The sequence below is a fragment of the Novosphingobium sp. NDB2Meth1 genome, from assembly GCF_900117425.1.
Classification (GTDB): domain Bacteria; phylum Pseudomonadota; class Alphaproteobacteria; order Sphingomonadales; family Sphingomonadaceae; genus Novosphingobium.
This window is the reverse complement of the sequence record NZ_FPEH01000014.1, coordinates 226,639-246,682: the sequence shown is the minus strand read 5'-3', so window position 1 is coordinate 246,682 and position 20,044 is coordinate 226,639. Positions and strand designations below refer to the sequence as shown.

The window sequence follows — 20,044 nt, the reverse complement described above, 5'->3', positions numbered from 1 at the left end:
GCCGCATTTCCATTCTGGCCAGACCAGCCGGAAACGCTTGAACTCCGAGTCGACGAAGCCAGGATCAGTCGTCGAAGGGATCGCGCACGAGGATCGTGTCCTCGCGTTCCGGGCTCGTCGAGACAAGTGCGACCGGCGTTTCGATCAGTTCCTGCACGCGCTGGATATACTTGATCGCCTGCGCCGGCAGGTCTGCCCATGAACGCGCGCCGGCGGTGGTGCCCTGCCAGCCGTCCATTTCCTCGTAGATCGGCTCGACCGCGGCCTGATCGGCGGCATGGCTGGGGAAATAATCGAGTACTTTCCCGCGCAAGCGGTAGCCGGTGCAGATCTTCACCTTGTCGAACCCGTCGAGCACGTCGAGCTTGGTGAGGGCAATGCCGGTGACGCCCGAAATCGCGCAGGACTGGCGCACCAGCACCGCATCGAACCAGCCGCAGCGGCGCTTGCGCCCGGTGACGGTGCCGAACTCATGGCCGCGTTCGCCCAGCCGCTGGCCGACGGCGTCTTCCAGTTCAGTCGGGAACGGACCCGAGCCGACGCGGGTGGTGTAAGCCTTGACGATGCCGAGGACGAAGCCGGTGGAATTGGGGCCAAGGCCCGAGCCGGAGGCTGCCGTGCCCGAGACCGTGTTCGACGAGGTGACGAACGGATAAGTGCCGTGATCGACATCAAGCAGCACGCCCTGGGCGCCTTCGAACAGGATCCGCGCGCCCGCCTTGCGCACCTTCTTCAGGCGCTTCCACACCGGCTGGGCATATTGCAGCACGAAGGGCGCGATGTCCTTGAGCTCTTCCAGCAGCGCGGCGCGGTCCACCGGCGGCTGGCCGAACCCGGCCCGCAGCGCATCGTGGTGGGCGCAGAGCCGGTCAAGCTGCGCGTCCATCGCATCGAGGTGCGCCAGATCGCAGACGCGGATGGCGCGGCGGCCGACCTTGTCTTCATAGGCAGGGCCGATGCCGCGTCCGGTCGTGCCGATCTTGCCCGAACCCGCGGCCGCTTCGCGCAGGCCATCGAGATCGCGGTGGAGCGGCAGGATCAGCGGGCAATTGTCGGCGATCGCGAAGTTGTCGGCATGGATGGTCACGCCCTGCCCGGTCAGCTTCTCGATTTCGGCCTTGAGCGCCCACGGATCGAGCACAACGCCATTGCCGATGATCGACAGTGTGCCCGTGACAATGCCCGAGGGGAGCAGCGAGAGCTTGTAGACCGACCCGTCCACCACCAGTGTGTGCCCGGCGTTGTGCCCGCCCTGGAAGCGCACCACGGCATCGGCGCGGCTGGCCAGCCAGTCGACGATCTTGCCCTTGCCTTCATCGCCCCACTGGGCACCGATCACGGTCACGTTGGCCACGGCTTAGGCACACCTTCTGTTGCAGTTCAAAGTCGGCTGGCGCCCTAGGGGAGTGCGGCGGCAAGGGCAAGGCGCGAGGCGGGAGAAACCGCTTATCGTACTTGCCTGCTACGGGCCGCATCTGCCATGTCTGGCGCCATGACCGAAAGCTTCCCGATCACGATCTACCACAATCCCAAGTGCGGCACATCGCGCAACACGCTCGCGATGATCGAGGCAGCCGGATACGCGCCCGAAGTTGTCGAGTACGTCAAGGCCGGGTGGACGCGGCAGCAGCTGGAGACCATCGTCGCGGCGACGGGCGGCTCGGTGCGGGACATCATGCGCACCAAGGGCACCCCGGCGGAGGAACTCGGCCTCACCGATCCTGCCGCGAGCGACGAGGCGATCCTCGCCGCGATGGTCGAGCACCCGATCCTGGTGAACCGGCCCATCGTGATAACCCCCATGGGCACGAAGCTGTGCCGTCCATCGGAACTGGTACTCGATCTGCTTGGCAACCGGCCCGAAAGCTTCACCAAGGAAGACGGCGAGGTCGTCAAGCTCTAGAGCTTCTTCGGCTCGCTGCCCGCCAGCAGGTGGGTGCAGCCGAGGGCCTCCGCGCTATCAGCCTCGCTCAGCGCAGCCACCGTGCGCCAGCCGATGCTGCGCAGGCGTGCGGCCACGTCGCGGTCATGGCCGAGGGGGAGGAACACGCTGTCCGCGCTGCGTTCGGCATCGGCAACCTGGGCGATCAGGCCATCGGGATAGAGCGAGAAGCCGGTGGCGACTTCGCCCTTTCCGGAGCCTGCGATCCGATAGGTGCCGCCGCGCCCCAGCGTGCCGCGCACGCCATCGGCATAGAGCGTGAAGCCCAGCCATGACTGATATTCGAAGCCATGACGCTCCGAAGGATCAAGCGTGAGCCGCGCCGCGCCGCCGAGCGCCGCGGCAATCTCGCGCAGCGCGGCGATGCGGCCTGCCAGGACACCGCCAGCATCGATCGCCGCCAGCTTCTCGATCGCCGTCTCGAAATCGCCCGTCGCGTAGAGCAGCGGGACATAGGCCTCGCCGCCCGCATCGACGAGCCCGCCGGCATCCTTGGTATCAAGCTCGCGCCGCACCGCCTCGATCTGGTCAGGCGCCAGCGGGAAAGCCTTCTCGGCAAGCGTATCGACGAGATCGGGCAGCGTGAAATCGACGCTGACGCCTTGCGCGCCGGCGGCCTGCAACGCCTCGATGGCCACCGCCACCACTTCGCAGGCAGCTGCTACATTGTCCGCGCCGATCAGCTCCGCGCCGCACTGCAGCCGCTCCCGCGCCGGATCGAGCGCGTCCCCCTTGATGGTGAGCACCTGCCCGGCATAGCAAAGCCGAAGGGGCCGCGCCGCCGCTGCCAGCCGGGTGCCGGCAATGCGGCCGATCTGCGGTGTGTGGTCGCTGCGCAGGCCCATCATCCTGAGGCTCGCCGGATCGACGAAGCGGAACATCCGCCGCTGGTTGATCCCGTCCATCCGGGCGGCAAGGCTGCGCTCGAACTCGATCATCGGCGGCAGCACGCGGTCATAGCCGTGGCCGTGCATGACATCCTGGATCGCGCGCATCACCCGCGTGGTCGCGGCAGCTTCGCGCGGCAGGCGGTCTTCGAGGCCCTCGGGCAGCAGATCGGAGTTCGGTTCGCTCATGACAGCCGCGCCCTAGACCATGGCGCGCGAGAATCGAACCCTAATTGCGCGGGGTGGGTGTGGCGGGTGGCGGCGGCCTGTGGAAGGGCGCTGAGGGCGGGAAGTTGACAGGGTTGACACAGTCCATGGAGAAAACTGTCAGCCCCTGCGCGCGCCATCTCAGCGCCCTGGCGAGGCGCAGGAAGTGGCGGAACTGCGTTGGATTCGCGGGGCATGAGGGGGATTATGCCGCAGGGCGGTCGCTGTAGGACAGCGCTTTATAAATAACAGACGCGTCTGTTATTTATTCGAGACCGGGAAGTTCGTGAACCGTGGCAGGTTTTGGTGGCGCTGAACGGCAAGAAACTGGCGGACGGTGTCATAGATAATCCGCCCGGTTCCGCTCATCCTGTGAGAACAGGCCGCCAGAACGAGCAGAATGCAGCAGTCTTCCAGGTGCACCGAGCCACTGGCGGCCAAACTGGAGAGGATCGCCATGACAGATGTTGCACCGGAGAATGATCGCGGCCTGATGGGCCGAACCGTGTTTGTTAGCGGTGCCGGCGCCGGCATCGGCCGCGCGGTCGCCGAGGCACTGGGCGCTGCCGGCGCAAACCTTGCCTTGTTCGATCTCAACGCAGCGGCAATCGATGCGGTGGCCGCGCCTTTGCTGACACACGGACTGCGCGTGAGCTGCCACACCGGCGACGTCACGTCTGCAACCGATGTCCATGCCGCGATCGAGCAGGCGGCGCAAGTGCATCAAGGCCTTGATGGCGCAGTCAACAATGCCGGGATCGTGGGCGCGTCTGCCGAGGTGCTGGACTATCCGGCAGAGGTCTTCAGCCGCGTGCTCGATGTGAATGTGATGGGCGTGCTGCATTGCATGCAGGCCGAGCTCAAGGTGATGAAGGCGCAGGGACGCGGGGCCATCGTCAATATTGCGTCTGCTGCCGCAATCATCGGATGGGCCGGTCAGAGCGCCTATGTCGCCAGCAAGCACGCCGTGGTCGGCCTGACGAAGACCGCCGCGCTCGAGTATGCGGGTCAGGGCATCCGCATCAATGCCGTGTGCCCTGCCTTCATCTACACCGACCTGACGGCGGAGATGTTCAAGACGCCCGGCGTGCACGATGCGGCGGTCGCCAATCATCCGATCGGTCGCTTGGGCCAGCCCGGCGAAGTGGCCGAGGCCGTGATGTGGTTGCTTTCGGATCGCTCGTCATTCGCCGTAGGCAGCAGCCTGGTGGTGGATGGGGCTTCGACGATAGACTGAACGGGGGCGATTTCTTTGCGGGCGCATCGCCATGACCCCACCACCACCGCCTGCGGCGGCGGTCCCCCTCCCCATTTGTGCGTGCCGCAAAAATGGGGAGGATTGGGGTATCACCCCAGCACAGAAAAGCTGCTCGCCCGGTTGATCGGCCGCCGCCGCGAGAACGCCGCCAAACCCACGTCACGCCCCGACACCGGCAAGCGGAACTGCAGCGGCGCCCCGTCATGGTCCGCGCCGTTCAGCACGCTTTCGATCAGGTGGCCCATCAACTGGCCCACCAAGGGCGCGTTTTTGAACTGGTTGCCGCTGGTGCCGATGGCGGTGAAGTAGCCGTCCACGTCGCTCCGGTCGTAAATGGGGATCCAGTCCTCGCTGACATCGTAGAGCGCGGCGAAGCCTTGGGCGGTGTTGGGGATGCCGAGGTGCGGGAAACGCAGGGCGGCGCGCCAGACCTGGTTGGTCCATTGGTCGGTGAGGCTGGTTTCGTAGTCCTCGCTGTCCAGATACTCGAGGACGTCGCAGGCCGGTTCGAGCGAGCCGATCAGCAGGGTGCCGGATTGCTCGGGGCGCATGTAGATGCCGGCGTCCGCGTCGGTCATCACGAAACGCAGCGCAGGGCCTTGCGGGGTCTGCGGCATCGGGATGGTGGCGACTTCCTGCCGCAGCGGGCGGGTGCTGATGTGCTCTGGCTGGTGCGCTTCGGGGACGAGGCCATTGACCCAGCGTGAGGCGGGGCCAGCGGCGTTGATGACCACGGGTGCGTGGATCAGGCCGCTCTTGTCGGTGGTCAGGCCGGTGATCTTGCCGGCGGACTGGTGGATGGCGAGGACCGTGTCATGGAAGCGGAAGTGGCCGCCGGCTTGCTCCACCGCATGGGCGATCTGGGCCGTCGCGAGCTGGGGATCGCTGACATAGCCGCCGGTAGGGCAGAAGATTGCGCCGGTGATGGCCTCGCCCGCGGTTTCGCCGAATTGCGGATCGTCGATGCGGCGGGCGGGGCTGAACTGGCGCAGGTCCGCGCCAGGAAGCCATTCGGGAAGTTCGTTCGGGGCGACGTCGGTGAAGGGAACGCCGACTTCGCGCAAGACCGAGCGGGTGCCACTGAGCTGGCGGTTGTCGGCCGCTTCGAGGACGAGGCAGCCGATCTCGTGGTAGTGCAGCGCGGATTCGGGGCGGTGGCCGAGGTAGTCCAGCCAGTTCTGCCAGGCGAAGTGCGCTTCATAGGCGAGCGCGGTGCCGTCGATGGTCGAGTAGTAGGGCCGGATGATCGCGGCGGACCACGAGGTGGAGCCGTGGCCAGGTGCGGGGCCGCGATCGACGTTGAGCGTCTTGAAGCCGCGCCGGGTGAGATCGAGCGCGATGGCGCAGCCGATGACGCCGGCGCCGATGATGACGGCGTCGTAGGTGTTGGTTTCGGGCATTTACCTGCTGAGTCCCTTGTCTCGCGCTTGTGGGGCACCACTCCCGACCCCCACCTCAGCCCTTCGACAAGCTCAGGATGAGCGGAGGAGGGGGCTTATGCAGTTCAATGGAAAATGTCGGTCCAGAGCATCCACTTGCCGTCGACCAGCTTGTAGACGACGACGGCGGTGACATTGGCGTGGACCGAGTTGGCGCCCTTGGTGTCGTACTCAACGCGCGAGATTTCGCGGATGTAAGTGGGGGAAAGCCGCTCGGTTTCGAGGACGGTGAGCTTGAGGTTGGTGATCGCGGTCGCGGCTCCGGCCCACCATGCGGTGATGGCCGCGCCTTTATAGAGCTTGTTGTCGCTGGGGAGCATCGTGGCGTCGGCGGCGTACATCGCGCCGACGGCAGCGGTATCGCCCTTGTTGAACGCGGCGGCGAGCGCATCGTCCGCCGCCTGGATCATCGCGTTGTCGTTGGCGAACGCGGGCGTCGCCGAAAGTCCGAACATGGCCGCAGCCAGAAGCAGTTTGCGCATAGGATAAGCCCCCGAAGAAATGGTCCCTCGGGGTGAAGGCTATGGGGCTTTGCGCCGCGCGTCAAACGCCGTGCAGCGCGTGGCTTGCCCCGCCGCTGCCGATCCGCCAGAGACGCTGGAGCGCCCGCGCCGATAGGATCGCACCTGTATGCTTACGCCCACTCTGCTTGTTCTGGCCGCCGGTGCGTCCTTGGCGAAGTTCGATGCGGTGCCGGTGATCGCGAAGCCGGTGACGGACAAGGACGTGCTGGTGCCGCTGAGCGATTCGGTGAAGGCCGCCACGTGGGATGCGCTGCGTGAGCCGCCGAGGGGGCCAGTCGAGTTCCGGCTGGCCTGCATCGTCTTCCAGCCGTTCGGTGCGCCGGGGCGCTGCGTCGATGCCGCCTTGCTCGATCCGCGCAAACGGCAGGTCGATTGGCGCGCGCTGACCGAGGCCGCGGACCGTGCTCTGACCGCCGGACCCTCTGCGCTGTTGGACATCGCGCAGACCCGCGTCTCCGTGCTGCGCCTCAAGCCGCCGGCCGACCGCAAGCCGCATTTCGAAGTGCGCCTGTTCCGTGTGGTGGTGTCCCCGCAGGATGCGATGCCCGCTTATGCGCCCGGTCCGGCGCTGACGAGCGCGGACTTTACGTTTGCGACTCCGATCAACGGCGCGCTGCTGACCGCGAACTATCCGACGCGGGCCTTGCGATCGGACGTCACGGCGAGAGTGAAGCTGACCTGTCTGGTGCAGCCAACGCGCAAGCTGCTCTGCCGCGATCCGGGCGAGATCGTCACGGCAGGCTTTTCCGATGCGGGCATCGTCAACGAGTTCCGGCTGGCGTCCTACCAGATCGCCTCGACGTTCGAGCTGGCGCCGCAGGACAAGCGCGGCGAGGACATTCGCGGCAAATCGCTGACCTTCACGCTCAACTGGCAGATCCCGCGCAATTGAGGGGAAATGGGCGGGAGCGCGACGGCCCCCGCCCTATCCGATCAGCTGAACTTCAGTGCGCGGACAGTGCGTACGCCGGGAACGGTGCGGGCTTCGGCGAGCACTTCCTCGCTGACCGGGCTGTCGACCGAGAGCAGCAGCACGGCCTCGCCACCGGCCTCGCGGCGGCCGAGGTGGAAGGTGCCGATGTTGATGCCCGACTTGCCGAGCAGCGTCCCGATCGAGCCGATGAAGCCCGGCGCGTCGGTGTTGACGATGTAGAGCATATCGCCCGCAAGATCGGCCTCGATGCCGATGCCGAAGATCTCGACGAGGCGCGGCTCACCGTTGCCGAACAGCGTGCCCGCGACCGAGCGATCGCCCTGCGCGGTGCCGACGGTGACGCGCACGAGGGTGTGGTAGATGCCTTCGCGGTCGTGCCGGACTTCGCGCACGTCGAGCCCGCGCTCCTTGGCGAGGAACGGCGCGTTGACCATGTTCACGGTCTGCGAATATTGCTTCATCAGGCCCGCCAGGACCGCGCCGGTGATCGGCTTCTGGTTGAGCTGCGCGGCGGCGCCTTCGACCTCGATGGCGATCTTGGTCAAGTTGTCGTGCGCGAGCTGGCCGACGAGGCTGCCCAGACGCTCGGCGAGTGCCATGTAGGGCTTGAGCTTGGGCGCTTCCTCGGCCGAGAGCGAGGGCATGTTGAGCGCGTTGGTGACGCCGCCGGTGGTGAGGAACTCGCCCATCTGCTCGGCGACTTGCAGCGCGACGTTGACCTGCGCTTCGGTCGTGCTGGCGCCGAGGTGCGGGGTGCAGATGAAGTTGGGCGTGCCGAACAGCGGCGATTCCTTGGCGGGCTCGGTTTCGAACACGTCGAGCGCGGCACCGGCAATGTGGCCGGCGTCCATGAGGTCCTTCAATGCGGCTTCATCGATCAGGCCGCCGCGCGCGCAGTTGATGATGCGCACGCCCTTCTTGGTCTTGCCGAGATTTTCGCGGCTGAGGATGTTCTTCGTCTCGCTGGTGAGGGGCGTGTGCAGCGTGATGAAATCCGCCTTGGCGAGGAGCGTTTCGAGATCCGCCTTTTCGACGCCCATCTCGATCGCGCGCTCAGGGGTGAGGAAGGGGTCGTAGGCGACGACCTTCATCTTGAGGCCAAGCGCGCGGCTGGCGACGATCGAGCCGATGTTGCCCGCGCCGATGAGGCCCAAGGTCTTGCCGGTGAGTTCGACGCCCATGAAGCCGTTCTTCGGCCAGAGGCCTTGCTGCGTCTGCGCATTGGCTTCGGGGATCTGGCGGGCGAGCGCGAACATCAGGGCGATGGCGTGTTCGGCGGTGGTGATCGAGTTGCCGAACGGGGTGTTCATCACCACCACGCCCTTGGTGGAGGCATAGGGGATATCGACGTTGTCGACACCGATGCCGGCGCGGCCGATGACCTTGAGGCGGGGGGCGGCATCGAGGATCGCCTTGGTCACCTTGGTCGAGGAGCGGATGGCGAGGCCATCATACTCGCCGATGCGGGCGATCAGCTGTTCGGGGGTTTCGCCGGTGATGACATCGACCTGGCAGCCCTTTTCTTCGAAAATGCGGGCGGCGTTGGGGTCCATCTTGTCGGAAATGAGTACGCGTGGCTTGGTCATAAAATCCTCGTCATTCCCGCGAAGGCGGGAATCCATGTCCCGGCGTCGCGTTCGGATGAAATGCAGTGAAGCTGGATCCCCGCCTTCGCGGGGATGACGAATGGAATGGGTTCAGGCGCTCGCGTGAACTTCTGCCCAGGCCCAATCGAGCCAGGGGCCGAGCGCTGCGATATCGGCCGCATCGACCGTGGCGCCGCACCAGATGCGCAGGCCCGGAGGCGCGTCGCGGTATCCGGCGATGTCGTAGGCTGCGCCTGCCTTTTCGAGGAGGCCGGCGACCGCCTTGATCAGCGCTTCGTCCGCGCCTTCGACGGTGAGGCACACCGAGGTCATCGAGCGCGAGGCCCGGTCGGCGGCGAGGTGGCCGAGCCAGTCGCGCTCCTGCACCAGCTTGTCGAGCGCGGCGGCATTGGCGGCGCAGCGGGCCTTCAGCCCCTCGAGACCTCCGACGGACTTGGCCCATTCGAGCGCGAAGATCGCGTCTTCCACCGCGAGCATCGAGGGGGTGTTGATCGTCTCGCCCTTGAACACGCCCTCGGCGAGCTTGCCCTTGGAGACGAGGCGGAACACCTTCGGCAGCGGCCAGGCCGGGGTGTAGGTTTCAAGGCGCTCGACGGCGCGGGGGCCGAGAATGAGGACGCCGTGGCCGCCTTCACCGCCCAGCACCTTCTGCCAGGAGAAGGTGGCGACATCGATCTTGTCCCACGGAATATCGTAGGCGAAGACGGCGCTGGTTGCGTCGGCGAAGGTCAGGCCTTCGCGGTCGTCGGGGATCCAGTCGCCGTTCGGCACGCGCACGCCCGAGGTGGTCCCGTTCCAGGTGAACAGCACGTCGGTCGAAAAGTCGATGGCGGAGAGGTCGGGCAGCTGGCCGTAATCGGCGCGGATCACGGTGGGATCGAGTTTGAGCTGCTTGGCGGCGTCCGTCACCCAGCCCTCACCGAAGCTTTCCCACGCCAGCGTGGTCACGCCGCGGGCGCCCAGCATCGTCCACATCGCCATTTCGAAGGCGCCGGTGTCCGAGCCCGGGACGACGCCGATGCGGTGCGTATCGGGCAGCTGCAGCACCTCGCGCATCAGATCGATGCAGAGCTGGAGGCGCGTCTTGCCGATCTTCGAGCGATGCGAACGCCCGAGCACTTCGGTGGCGAGTTTGGCGGGATCGTATCCGGGCGGCTTGGCGCAGGGGCCGGACGAGAAGTGAGGGCGCGCGGGTTTGCGCGCCGGCATTGGTGCAGTCATGTAGTCTCTCCTTGCAGAGAGCACGCGCGGCGTTGGGACCGCGTGGCCCGGCGCCGTGCATAGTGGCCGGGGGGGATGTGTCAACCGATCATCGCACCGGGGTCTCCCTTAAGCTTGATCCTAATCGCAAATTAACCATCGGCGCGGCACAGTGGCAGCGTGGTCCGCTCGCTTGCCCTGACACTCGCGCTCACCCTGCCGGTGCTGCTGTCCGGCTGCGTCGGGACATCGGAGCCCGCGCCGCGCCCCGTCCGCACGGCGACCACGTGGAACCCGCCGGTCGCGCCGGAAAACCGCCTGTGCCTTGCCAATCTGAGCCAGAAATACGCGACGTTCACGCCGCTGCCGGATCAGTATTACGGGGCCGGATGCACGGCTTTGGGTGCGGTGCGGTTGACCTCGCTGCGCAGCGACAATGGCACGCTGCAGATCGCTAACCTCGGACCCGTCACCTGCCCGCTGGCGAGCACCCTGTCCGGCTGGGCGCGCTTCGGCGTGGACCGCGCAGCCAAGGCCATCCTCGGTAGCCCTTTGGTGCGGATCGAGACCTTGGGGAGCTATTCCTGCCGCAACGTGGCGGGCACCAGCCGCCTTTCCGCGCATGCCAGCGCCAATGCGGTCGATGTCAGCGGGTTCGTGCTGGCGGACGGACGGCGCATCACCGTGCTGCGCGATTGGGACAGCGAAAGCCCGCAGATTCGCGCGTTTCTGGCGACGATCCGCGACAGCGCCTGCAAGCGTTTCAGCACGGTGCTGAGCCCTCAGTACAACGCCGCGCACCGCGATCATTTCCATCTCGAGGTAGGGGGCGGGCGGCCGTTCTGCCAATGATGCGCAGGCCCGCGGAGGGCCGCATAAAGCTGCACTGCACACCCTTTTAACATATCCTCACTTGCCCTTCTCAAGCGGATTTGTTGAGTAGCGTGCAGGGCTAGGTGGGACTGCCATGATTCGTTGTGCGTTCGCATTCGCGGGAACGGGTGCTGCTGTCTGTTTGCCGTTTGAGACCGGTCGTGGAGGCACGGCCTGATGCGCATGCGCAATTCGCCGCGCCGTCCGCAGGGATGGGTCGAATGGCCGACCATGCTGCTCGCCGCCACGATCTACGGTGGATGGTTTGCGCTCACCTATTGGCATGCCGCCATCCCCGGTGTGGTGCTGTTTCTGGCGGGCGGCTGGATCAGCGCCTGGCACAATTCGCTGCAGCACGAGACGATCCACGGCCACCCGACGCGCAGCCCGCTGGTCAATACGCTGGTCGGCTGGCCGCCGATCAATCTCTGGCTGCCCTATGAAGTCTACTTCCGCAGCCATGTCGCGCACCATTCGACGCGCAAGACGACCGATCCCTTCGACGATCCGGAATCGAAGTACGTCGCGAGCGAAGGCACCGTGCTGTGGTGGAGCGAGCGCGTGCAGCAGACGCTGCTCGGGCGGCTCGTGCTCGGCCCGGTGATCGTGGTCGCGCGGACGCTGGTGGAGGAGCTGGCGCGGCTGCCCAAGGAACCGGTGCAGTTCCTGCGCGATTGGGTGCCCCATCTGGCAGGCGTCGCGGCGATCGTGCTGTGGCTGAACTGGTGCGGACTTGATCTCTTCAGCTACCTATTGTGCTTCGTTTATCCGGGCACGTCGCTTTCGCTGCTGCGCAGCCACGCCGAGCACCGCTCCGATCCCGATCCGGCGCGCCGCGCCGCGACGGTCGAGCGCGGCGGGATTTTCGCGCTTCTCTATCTCAACAACAACCTCCATGCCGCGCACCACGCGAAGCCTGATCTTGCGTGGTATCGCCTGCCGCGCTTCCATGCGGAGCGGCGCGGCAAAGTGCCGGCGGGGCCGGTCTATGCTTCCTATTTCGACCTGTTTCGCCGCTTCGCGCTGCGCCCGCACGATGCGTTGATTCATCCCGAATACCGGGCCAAATAGCGGAGATGAACAACTGGCTGGCCTCGCTGGGCATGTACGATCATCCGGCCCAGCGCGAAGCCAACGATGCGTTGTGGGACTGGATCGCGGCGCGGCTTGGGGCGGCGAGGGTGCCCGATGTTCCGTCAGGACTTGAGCGGGACCGGGCGCCGCACGAACTGTGGCCCGATCCGCAGCTGCTGTTCGGACAGGCCTGCGGCTATCCCTTTGCGCGTTTTCACAAGGACCACCTGCGCGTGCTCGCGGTGCCGCGCTACGGAGCGCCGCATTGCGAAGGGACGCGCCATTCCAGCGTGATCGTCGCACGCGCCGGCGATGCTCGTGGGGTGCTGGAGGACTTTCGCGGCGCGGTTGCGGCGATCAACGAGTCCGCCTCCAACACCGGCACCAACCTGCTGCGCCATACCATTGCCGAGCAATGCGCGCCCGGCCCTTTCTTCACGGGCATGGTCCGCACCGGCAGCCACATTGGCAGCATGCGCGCGGTTGCTGCAGGGGAGGCAGACCTCGCGGCCATCGACGCGTTGACGTTTGCGGCGGCTGACGCCAGCTATCCCGGCCTGCCGGAGTCGCTCAAAGTTATCGCGGTCTCGCGCAAGGTCCCCGCCCTGCCCTTCGTGACCGCGCTGGCGACACCGGATGCAATTGCCGTGCTGCTACGGGAGGCGCTGCTTGCCGCGATGGCGGAACCTGCGCTGGCCGAGGCGCGCAAAGCGCTGTTCCTGCGCGGCGCCGAACCCGTCGACGCCGCTGTTTATGACGAAGTGCTGGAGCTGGAGCGGTTCGCGGACCTCGCAGGCATTCTGCGCCCGGAGCCATGACGCCCGAGCGGCCCGAAGCCTGTTCTCAGGCCGCCAGGTCCCCCAGCCCGCTGGCTTCGATCCGCAGGCGCACCGCTTCGGCGGCATGGCGCGCGCCGAGTTTGCCCATCATCTTCATGCGGTGGATTTCGACCGTGCGCGGGCTGATCTCGAGTTCGCGGGCGATGGCCTTGTTGCTGCAGCCTTCGGCCAGCCGATCAAGCACTTCGCGTTCGCGCATCGAGAGGCGGCTGATGCGCTGGCGCGCTTCCGCGGCGCGGGCGCGCTGCTGGCGCTGGGCATCGGCCTCACGCGCGCTGCGAGCCACGGCTGCGTTGAGCGAGGCGATCTGTTCGGGCACCGTGAGGTAGTCCAGCGCGCCGGCCTTGATCGCCGAGACCACCGCGTCGATCGTCGGTGCCTCCGCAATCGCGATGATCGGCAGCCACTGCCCGGCGCGCATCATGGCGGCGACGAGGCTGGATATCCCCTCCCCCACCGGCTCATCCTGCGCCAGGACCAGGCCACCCGCCGGCGCATGACTCAAAAGCTCATCCGCGTGGGCGTAGATTTCCGCATGATGCCCGGCGGCAAATGCGAGACGAGCGAGCTGGGCCCGGCGGGCTGAGTCGCTATCGAGGACATGGAGGGTGACGCGTTCGATCATGGGTTAACCAAACCATGATCCCCGCCCCTCGCGCCAACGAGGTTAGCTTCGTTCTGAACCCACAACAGTGCCTGCAGGCTGCTAGTTCTGCGAATTCCAAAGGGAATTACCCTCCGGAATGGACGCGATAGCCCCGCAATGGCGCTAAGTAGCGCTCCTTGGGCCAAGCCCGCAGCAGGAACCGATAGAGTTAAGGAATTTCCCTTAGCGGGAGCCGCGTTAACGATACTGGGCGGAGCTCACGTCACCGTTTCGTCGAAGCTGTAGTGCGGCAGCGAATGGAACGCCGAGCGCAGCGCCTCGCCCCAGCTTGAGGAGATCAGCTTGAAGAAGGGATCCTCCGCGGTGATGCGCTTCTGGTGCAGCGGCTCGAAATTGTCGCGCTCGATCACCATCAGGTCGAACGGCAGGCCGACCGAGAGATTGGCCGCGAGTGTCGAGTCGAACGAGACCATGAGGAGCTTGACCGCATCCTCGAAGCTCATGCCCTTGTCGTAGCCGCGAACGAGGATCGGGCGGCCGTACTTGGTCTCACCGATCTGGAAGAAGGGCGTATCGAACGAGGCTTCGATGAAATTGCCTTCGGGGTAGATCAGGAAAAGGCGCGGCTCCATGTCCTTGATCTGGCCCGCGACAATCAGCGAGGCGGTGAAGCGCGGGCCGTCCTGCCCGCCGGCGCCTTGCAGCCCGGAATCCTGCCGCCCCTCGATCACGTCGCGCAGCAGATGGCCGACGATCGTCGCGATCTGGAACATGGTGGGGGCATCGAGGATCGACGGTCGCCGCTCGCCGGGGGCTTTGGTGCGCTCCTCGAGCTGGCTGATCACCGATTGCGTGGTGGCGAGATTGCCGGCGGTCATGATCGTGATGATCCGCTCGCCCGGCACCGACCAGGTGAACATCTTGCGGAAGGTGGAGATGTTGTCGACGCCCGAATTCGTGCGGGTGTCGCTCATCAGCACCAGGCCCTTGTCGAGCACCATCCCCACGCAATACGTCATCGCTCCAGCCTCTCCGTACGCTTTCGCCTGGCCGCTCACTGTTCCACACGCTGCTGCGCAACCGCAAGCTTCACATGCAGTGTTTCGTCGTGAGAGCCGTATCGGATACCGGTGATCGGTGCCGCATCACGATAATCCCGACCTGTGGCAACGCGGACATAGTGCGGATCGGGGGAAATGCCGTTGGAGACGTCGAACCCGACCCAGCCGAGCCCTTCGACCATGGCCTCCGCCCAGGCGTGGCCGGCGTCCTGCTCGACGCGGTCGTTCATCATCAGGTAGCCGCTGACATAGCGCGCCGGAACGCCGAGCGCGCGGGCAGCGGCGATGAACACGTGGGCATGATCCTGGCATACGCCGTGCCCGGCCGCGAGCACGGCTTCGGCATTGCTCGCGGTATCGGTGTGGCCCGAGGCGTATTCGACCGCCCCGCGAATGAGGGTGGAGAGAGCGTGGAGCTTCTCCAGCGTATCCTGCTTGCCCGCGAGGCCGGAGAGCAGCGCGCGCAGGCGCGGGCCGGTGGTGGTGAGTTCGGTCGGCTGCCGGAAGTGCCAGAGCGGGAGGTACCCGGCGTGATGGCCGACGATGCCCGAATTGTCGTTGGTATCGACCACGCCCTCGCAGCGGATGGTGACTTCGGTGACGCCCGGCTCGAAGGCGATCAGGGTGACGTGGTTGGCGTTCTCGTCATCGTACTCGACTTCCTTGCGCGCGCCTTCGAGGCCGATGGTCCACGAGACGATCGACTGCCCCGCGCTCGTCTTGGGCGTCAGGCGCAGGCGCTGCAGCCCGCGCGCTGCAGGGGCAGAGAACGTGTAGTGCGTGGTATGATCGACCCAGAGCCGCAAGCGCCCGATTCCCCTAATCGATAAAACGATAGTCGTACTGGATCTGGTTGGCGAGCCGCGTGTTCCGGCTGATGAACTGCGCGATGTATTCGTGCAGCCCCTGCTCGAAAATCGCGTCGATCGTCGTCTGGTGCAAGTCGCAATCTGCCTCCCGCAGGATCGCGTGCGCTTCGCTTTCCCCGCCGTATTCGCGGGCGAGATGGGCAAGGTTCGAACGCAGCTTGCCGTAGCAGAAGGCGAGGCTGCGCGGGAAGCGGCTGTCGAGAATGAGGAATTCAGCAATGCCGCGCGCTTCCATGCGGCCCGCGTTGAGCCAGCGGTAGGCGCGCTCGCCGGCGAGGCTGCGCAGCACGTTTTCCCACTGCACATTGTCGAGGCTGGAGCCGACGTAGGAAATCGAGGGCAGCAGCACGTAGTATTTCACATCGAGGATGCGTGCAGTGTTGTCCGCCCGCTCGATGAAGCTGCCGATGCGCGCGAAATTGTATATCTCGTTGCGCAGCATGGTGCCTTCCATCGCGCCGCGCACCTGCGTCGACTGGCGGCGGATGGTATCGAGCACATCGCCGAGGCGCGTCTCAGTGACCGGGCGGGCGAGCAGCTCGCGCATCTTGAGCCAGCTGTCGTTGACTGATTCCCACACCTCGCGCGTGATCCCGGCGCGGACCATGCGCGCGTTGGTGCGCGCGAGCTCGCACATGGTGAGGACGTTGCCGGGGTTGTCCTTGTCGCGCAGGATGAAGTTGATCACGTTCGGCCCGGCATAGTCGGTGCCGAACTTGGCCTCATAGAGCCCGCGCAGGCCGAGGGTGACGATGACCGAGCGCCATTCGTCGCTGGCATCGCGTGCATCGCGGGTGAGCGCCATGCGGAAGCCGGCCTCGATCAGAGGCGCGGTGTTTTCCGCCCGCTCAAGATTGCGGAACAGCCAGAAGATGCCGTTTGCGCTGCGGCCTAGCATGCGCCTGCCCCAGCCAATTCGCCCTGTTCGCCCCGAGTTAAGCCGAGGCCATGCGCTTGGACGTTCTCGGCTACGCTCGAACCGGCCCCTCGACTTCGCTCGGGGCGAACGGGGTGGAGGGGAGCCGCGGTGTCAGTCATCCAGCACCCAGCTGTCCTTGGTGCCCCCGCCCTGCGACGAGTTCACCACCAGCGAACCCTTCTTGAGCGCGACGCGGGTGAGGCCGCCGGGGGTGATATCGATCCCGGCGGGCGAGACGAGCACGAAGGGCCTGAGGTCCACGTGGCGCGGGGTTAGCCCGGCGCGGCTGAGGATCGGCACGGTGGACAGCGAAAGCGTCGGCTGCGCGATGTAGTTGTGCGGACGCGCAGCGAGCTTGGCGGCGAAAGCGGCGATTTCCTTCTTCGACGAAGTCGGCCCGATCAGCATGCCATAGCCGCCCGAGCCGTGGACTTCCTTCACCACCAGTTCCGAAAGGTGTTCGAGCACGTATTTCAGCGCGTCCGGCTCGGAGCAGCGCCAGGTCGGCACGTTCTGCAGGATGGGCTTTTCGCCGGTGTAGAATTCCACGATTTCGGGCATGAACGAATAGATCGCCTTGTCATCGGCGATGCCGGTGCCCGGCGCATTGGCGATGGTGATCCCGCCGGCACGGTAGACATCCATGATGCCCGAGACGCCGAGCTGGCTTTCGGGCTTGAAGGTCAGGGGATCGAGGTAGTCGTCGTCCACCCGGCGATAGAGCACGTCGATCGGCTGGTATCCGCGCGTGGTGCGCATGGCGATGCGACCGTTTTCGACGCGCAGATCGCTGCCTTCGACGAGCTCCGCCCCCATCTGGTCTGCGAGGAAGGCATGCTCGAAATAGGCCGAATTGTAGATGCCCGGCGTGAGCACCGCGACGACCGGCTGGTGGCCTTTTGCGGCGGGCGGCAGGCAGGCGGCGAGGCTGCGGGCAAGGCGGCGGGGATAGTCCGAAACCTCGCGCACGCGGACCCGCGTGAACAGTTCCGGGAACATCGCCATCATCGTCTCGCGGTTCTCCAGCATGTAGGAGACGCCGCTGGGCGTGCGCGCGTTGTCTTCCAGCACCATGAACTCGTCCTCGCCGGTGCGGACGAGATCGATGCCGACGATATGGGTATAGACCCCGCCCGGCGGCGTGAAGCCGACCATCTGCGGAAGGAACGCGGGGTTCTTTTCCAGCAGGCGCGCAGGGAGGCGGCCCGAGCGGACGATTTCCTGCCGATGGTAAAGATCATGGAGGAACGCATTGAGCGCGCGCACCCGCTGCTCGATCCCGCGCGAGAGCCGCCGCCACTGATGCGCGGTGATTATGCGCGGCACCATGTCGAACGGGATCAGCCGCTCTTCGGCGTCCTCGTTGCCATAGACATTGAAGGTGATGCCGGTGCGGCGGAAGAAGGCTTCCGCCTCCGTCCCCTTGCGGCGGAGCAGGTCTGCCGGCTGTTCCTGATACCACTCGCTGTACCCGCGATAGGCGGGGCGCACCGCACCATCGGCGGTGAACATCTCATCATACGATGAGGGCGAGGCGGCTTTCATGCGATCATCCCGTGAGAGGGAAGCTTGCACAGCGCAAAGCCTTTGCCAAGCGCAATGCTGCAAGTGCGAGACAAAATTGTAACCGAATTGCAGGCCCAAAGTGTTTCGCCTCTTCCCGCTTGCCATGGTCGAGGCATGGTGACACCTTTAACTGCACAACTAAATCAGCCGGAGAGACCGCGATGGCCACGATCCATCACCGCACCTGCCACATCTGCGAGGCCAATTGCGGCGTGTTGGTGGAAGTGGAGGGGCGGCAAATCCTCTCGATCAAGGGCGATCCCGACAACCCGCTTTCGCGCGGGCACATCTGCCCCAAGGCGACCGCGCTGGAAGACCTGCAGAACGATCCCGACCGCCTGCGCCGCCCGATCAAGCGGGTGGGCGAGGCGTGGCACGAGATCAGCTGGGAGCAGGCCTTTGCCGAGATCGGCGAGAAGACCCGCGCCATCCTCGCCCGCGATCCGGCGAGCACCGCGACTTATGTCGGCAATCCCAATGCGCATTCATACGGCAATGCGCTGAACGCGCATCACCTGACCAAGGCGCTGGGAACGAAGAACCAGTTTTCCGCGAGCACGGTGGACCAGATGCCGCATCAGGTGGCGAACCTGCTGCTTTATGGCCATGCCAGCATGTTCGGCATTCCGGATATCGACCGCACGGAAACGCTCATCATCATCGGCGGCAATCCGATGGCCTCCAACGGGTCGGTGTGGACCGTGCCCGATTTCCGCAACCGGGTGCGCGCCTTGAAAGCGCGCGGGGGCCATCTGGTGGTGATCGATCCGCGCCGGACGGAAACGGCCAAGATCGCCGACAGGCATCTGTTCGTGAAGCCGGCGAGCGACGTGTTCCTGCTGGTGGCGCTGCTCAAGGCGGTCATGGCGCGCAGGCCGCATCAGCCGGTGCAGGAGTTTGTGACAGGGCTCGATGATGTGGCGGCGCTGCTTGCGCGGTTCGACGATGCGGCCTGCTGTGCGGCTTCGGGCGTGTCCGCCGAAGATGTCGCGTGGCTGGCAGACCGGCTGACATCCGGGCCTGCGGCGCTCTATGGCCGCCTTGGTATCGCGACGCAGCAGCACGGCACGCTCAATGCGTGGCTGATCGCGCTGATCAACATTGCGGCGGGGCAGCTCGACCGCGAGGGCGGGACGGTGTTTCCCATACCCGCGCTCGATACGCTCTCGATGCTGCCGCGGGGATCGCTCGGCAAGTTCACCTCGCGCGTTTCGCAGCACAAGTCCGTGCTCGGCGAGTTTCCCGCCGCCGCGCTTGCCGAGGAGATCGAAACCGAGGGGCCGGGCCAGATCAAGGCGCTGTTCGTGATCGCCGGCAATCCCGTGCTTTCGACGCCCAATGGACCCCGGCTCGACAAGGCGCTGGCGAGCCTCGAGCTGATGGTCTCGGTCGACATGTATCGCAACGCCACCAGCCGCCGCGCGCACTACATCCTGCCGCCGACCGGGCCTCTGGAGCGCGACCACTACGGCCTGTTCCTGCTGCCGATGGCAGTGCGCAACGTGGCGGTCTATTCGCAGCCCACGCTGGAGCGCGAAGACCCGGAGGCCCTCCACGACTGGGAAATCCTGCGCGGGCTGGCGAGCGCAATCAGCGGCCAGCCAGTGCAGGAGCCGACCCCGCGCGAGGCGCTTGACGGAATGCTGCGGGGCGGCCCCTACAAGGTATCCTTGGCGGAAGTGGAAGCGGCGCCCTCGGGCCGCGATTTCGGGCCGCCCATGACAGGCGTGCTGCCGGAGCGGCTGCGCAGCGATGATCAGATGATCAACTGCGCGGTACCCGCGTTGATGGAGGCCCTTGCCGCGCTCGAAATGCCCGAGGCGGGCAGTGGCAAGCTGACCTTGATCGGCCGCCGCCATTTGCGGACGAACAATTCGTGGCTCGCCAATAGCCACCGCCTGACCAAGGGCCCAAACCGCTGCACCTTGATGATCCATCCGGACGATGCGGCGGCGGCAGGCCTTGCGGACGGCGAGATGGCCACCGTGCGCTCGTCCTCCGGGGAGATCAGCATCCCTGCCGAAGTGACGGACGACATGATGCCCGGCACCGTCTCGATTCCGCATGGCTGGGGGCATGATCTGCCCGGCATGGCGATGCAAGTGGCGAAAAGCCGCGCAGGGGTGAGTGCCAATGCGCTGACGGAATCGGGTGCGCTCGATCCGCTTTCCGGCAACGCTGCGCTGTCTGGCGTGCAGGTGCAGGTGGCGAAGGCGGTGCTGGAAGCGGCGGAATAAA

The 20,044-nt window shown here is 65.9% G+C and carries 19 protein-coding genes; 7 read left to right on the top strand and 12 right to left on the bottom strand.

Going from position 1 to position 20,044, the window contains the following annotated elements:
- Positions 1-64: 64 nt before the first annotated feature.
- On the bottom strand, positions 65-1,354 hold the full coding sequence (locus tag NDB2M1_RS08195; protein ID WP_054120303.1) for an adenylosuccinate synthase: 1,290 nt from the start codon (positions 1,352-1,354) through the stop codon (positions 65-67).
- Positions 1,355-1,492: 138 nt separating this feature from the next.
- Between NDB2M1_RS08195 and arsC the strand changes: the two genes are divergently transcribed.
- Positions 1,493-1,903: an arsenate reductase (glutaredoxin) gene (gene arsC / locus NDB2M1_RS08190; protein ID WP_072381241.1), complete on the top strand. Its 411-nt coding sequence runs from the start codon at positions 1,493-1,495 to the stop codon at positions 1,901-1,903.
- On the opposite strand, the gene NDB2M1_RS08185 is transcribed toward arsC, so the two are convergent.
- Positions 1,900-3,018 carry an ATP phosphoribosyltransferase regulatory subunit gene (locus tag NDB2M1_RS08185; protein ID WP_072381239.1) on the bottom strand — a complete coding sequence of 373 codons (1,119 nt, stop codon included), beginning with the start codon at positions 3,016-3,018 and terminating at the stop codon, positions 1,900-1,902. The genes arsC and NDB2M1_RS08185 overlap by 4 nt on opposite strands.
- Positions 3,019-3,297: 279 nt before the next feature.
- Positions 3,298-3,495 (bottom strand): hypothetical protein, encoded by a 198-nt coding sequence (locus tag NDB2M1_RS22600; RefSeq protein ID WP_072381237.1) that lies wholly within the window; start codon positions 3,493-3,495, stop codon positions 3,298-3,300.
- Here NDB2M1_RS22600 and NDB2M1_RS08175 point away from each other — a divergent pair.
- Positions 3,494-4,273 (top strand): SDR family NAD(P)-dependent oxidoreductase, encoded by a 780-nt coding sequence (locus tag NDB2M1_RS08175; protein ID WP_072381235.1) that lies wholly within the window; start codon positions 3,494-3,496, stop codon positions 4,271-4,273. The two genes, NDB2M1_RS22600 and NDB2M1_RS08175, sit on opposite strands and share 2 nt — an antisense overlap.
- A gap of 110 nt (positions 4,274-4,383) precedes the next feature.
- Here NDB2M1_RS08175 and NDB2M1_RS08170 read toward each other — a convergent pair whose 3' ends face one another.
- Together NDB2M1_RS08170 and NDB2M1_RS08165 are read right to left on the bottom strand one after the other, a co-directional pair.
- Positions 4,384-5,694, bottom strand: coding sequence for an NAD(P)/FAD-dependent oxidoreductase (locus NDB2M1_RS08170; protein WP_072381233.1), 1,311 nt, complete (start codon positions 5,692-5,694; stop codon positions 4,384-4,386).
- Between the two features lie 104 nt (positions 5,695-5,798).
- Positions 5,799-6,215 (bottom strand): nuclear transport factor 2 family protein, encoded by a 417-nt coding sequence (locus NDB2M1_RS08165; protein WP_072381231.1) that lies wholly within the window; start codon positions 6,213-6,215, stop codon positions 5,799-5,801.
- Between the two features lie 148 nt (positions 6,216-6,363).
- On the opposite strand from NDB2M1_RS08165, the gene NDB2M1_RS08160 reads away from it, so the two are divergent.
- Positions 6,364-7,149, top strand: a complete 786-nt coding sequence (locus NDB2M1_RS08160; protein WP_143146678.1) for a hypothetical protein — start codon at positions 6,364-6,366, stop codon at positions 7,147-7,149.
- A 41-nt stretch (positions 7,150-7,190) separates the two neighbouring features.
- Here NDB2M1_RS08160 and serA read toward each other — a convergent pair whose 3' ends face one another.
- Both serA and NDB2M1_RS08150 read right to left on the bottom strand, forming a co-directional pair.
- Complete coding sequence (serA, locus tag NDB2M1_RS08155) at positions 7,191-8,777, bottom strand: phosphoglycerate dehydrogenase (protein WP_072381712.1); 1,587 nt, start codon at positions 8,775-8,777, stop codon at positions 7,191-7,193.
- 111 nt (positions 8,778-8,888) lie between these two features.
- The gene (locus tag NDB2M1_RS08150) at positions 8,889-10,019 is read right to left on the bottom strand and encodes a phosphoserine transaminase (RefSeq protein WP_072381227.1); all 1,131 of its coding nucleotides are present in this window, start codon (positions 10,017-10,019) and stop codon (positions 8,889-8,891) included.
- Between the two features lie 159 nt (positions 10,020-10,178).
- Between NDB2M1_RS08150 and NDB2M1_RS08145 the strand changes: the two genes are divergently transcribed.
- The 3 genes from NDB2M1_RS08145 to NDB2M1_RS08135 all read left to right on the top strand — a co-directional run bounded on the left by NDB2M1_RS08145 (position 10,179) and on the right by NDB2M1_RS08135 (position 12,763).
- Positions 10,179-10,850 carry an extensin family protein gene (locus NDB2M1_RS08145; protein ID WP_072381225.1) on the top strand — a complete coding sequence of 224 codons (672 nt, stop codon included), beginning with the start codon at positions 10,179-10,181 and terminating at the stop codon, positions 10,848-10,850.
- A gap of 198 nt (positions 10,851-11,048) precedes the next feature.
- Positions 11,049-11,942 carry a fatty acid desaturase gene (locus NDB2M1_RS08140; protein WP_072381223.1) on the top strand — a complete coding sequence of 298 codons (894 nt, stop codon included), beginning with the start codon at positions 11,049-11,051 and terminating at the stop codon, positions 11,940-11,942.
- Positions 11,943-11,947: 5 nt separating this feature from the next.
- Positions 11,948-12,763 carry a phosphate/phosphite/phosphonate ABC transporter substrate-binding protein gene (locus NDB2M1_RS08135; RefSeq protein ID WP_072381221.1) on the top strand — a complete coding sequence of 272 codons (816 nt, stop codon included), beginning with the start codon at positions 11,948-11,950 and terminating at the stop codon, positions 12,761-12,763.
- A 25-nt stretch (positions 12,764-12,788) separates the two neighbouring features.
- On the opposite strand, the gene NDB2M1_RS08130 is transcribed toward NDB2M1_RS08135, so the two are convergent.
- From NDB2M1_RS08130 to NDB2M1_RS08110, 5 genes are all read right to left on the bottom strand, one after another.
- Positions 12,789-13,409 (bottom strand): response regulator transcription factor, encoded by a 621-nt coding sequence (locus tag NDB2M1_RS08130; RefSeq protein WP_072381219.1) that lies wholly within the window; start codon positions 13,407-13,409, stop codon positions 12,789-12,791.
- A 239-nt stretch (positions 13,410-13,648) separates the two neighbouring features.
- Positions 13,649-14,410 (bottom strand): proteasome-type protease, encoded by a 762-nt coding sequence (locus NDB2M1_RS08125; RefSeq protein WP_054120317.1) that lies wholly within the window; start codon positions 14,408-14,410, stop codon positions 13,649-13,651.
- A 35-nt stretch (positions 14,411-14,445) separates the two neighbouring features.
- Positions 14,446-15,258, bottom strand: a complete 813-nt coding sequence (locus tag NDB2M1_RS08120; protein ID WP_054120318.1) for a transglutaminase family protein — start codon at positions 15,256-15,258, stop codon at positions 14,446-14,448.
- Positions 15,259-15,271: 13 nt separating this feature from the next.
- Positions 15,272-16,219, bottom strand: a complete 948-nt coding sequence (locus NDB2M1_RS08115; RefSeq protein ID WP_072381217.1) for an alpha-E domain-containing protein — start codon at positions 16,217-16,219, stop codon at positions 15,272-15,274.
- A gap of 132 nt (positions 16,220-16,351) precedes the next feature.
- Positions 16,352-17,785 carry a circularly permuted type 2 ATP-grasp protein gene (locus NDB2M1_RS08110; RefSeq protein ID WP_054120320.1) on the bottom strand — a complete coding sequence of 478 codons (1,434 nt, stop codon included), beginning with the start codon at positions 17,783-17,785 and terminating at the stop codon, positions 16,352-16,354.
- 182 nt (positions 17,786-17,967) lie between these two features.
- On the opposite strand from NDB2M1_RS08110, the gene NDB2M1_RS08105 reads away from it, so the two are divergent.
- Positions 17,968-20,043, top strand: a complete 2,076-nt coding sequence (locus NDB2M1_RS08105) for a molybdopterin-dependent oxidoreductase (protein WP_072381215.1) — start codon at positions 17,968-17,970, stop codon at positions 20,041-20,043.
- Position 20,044: the final 1 nt, after the last annotated feature.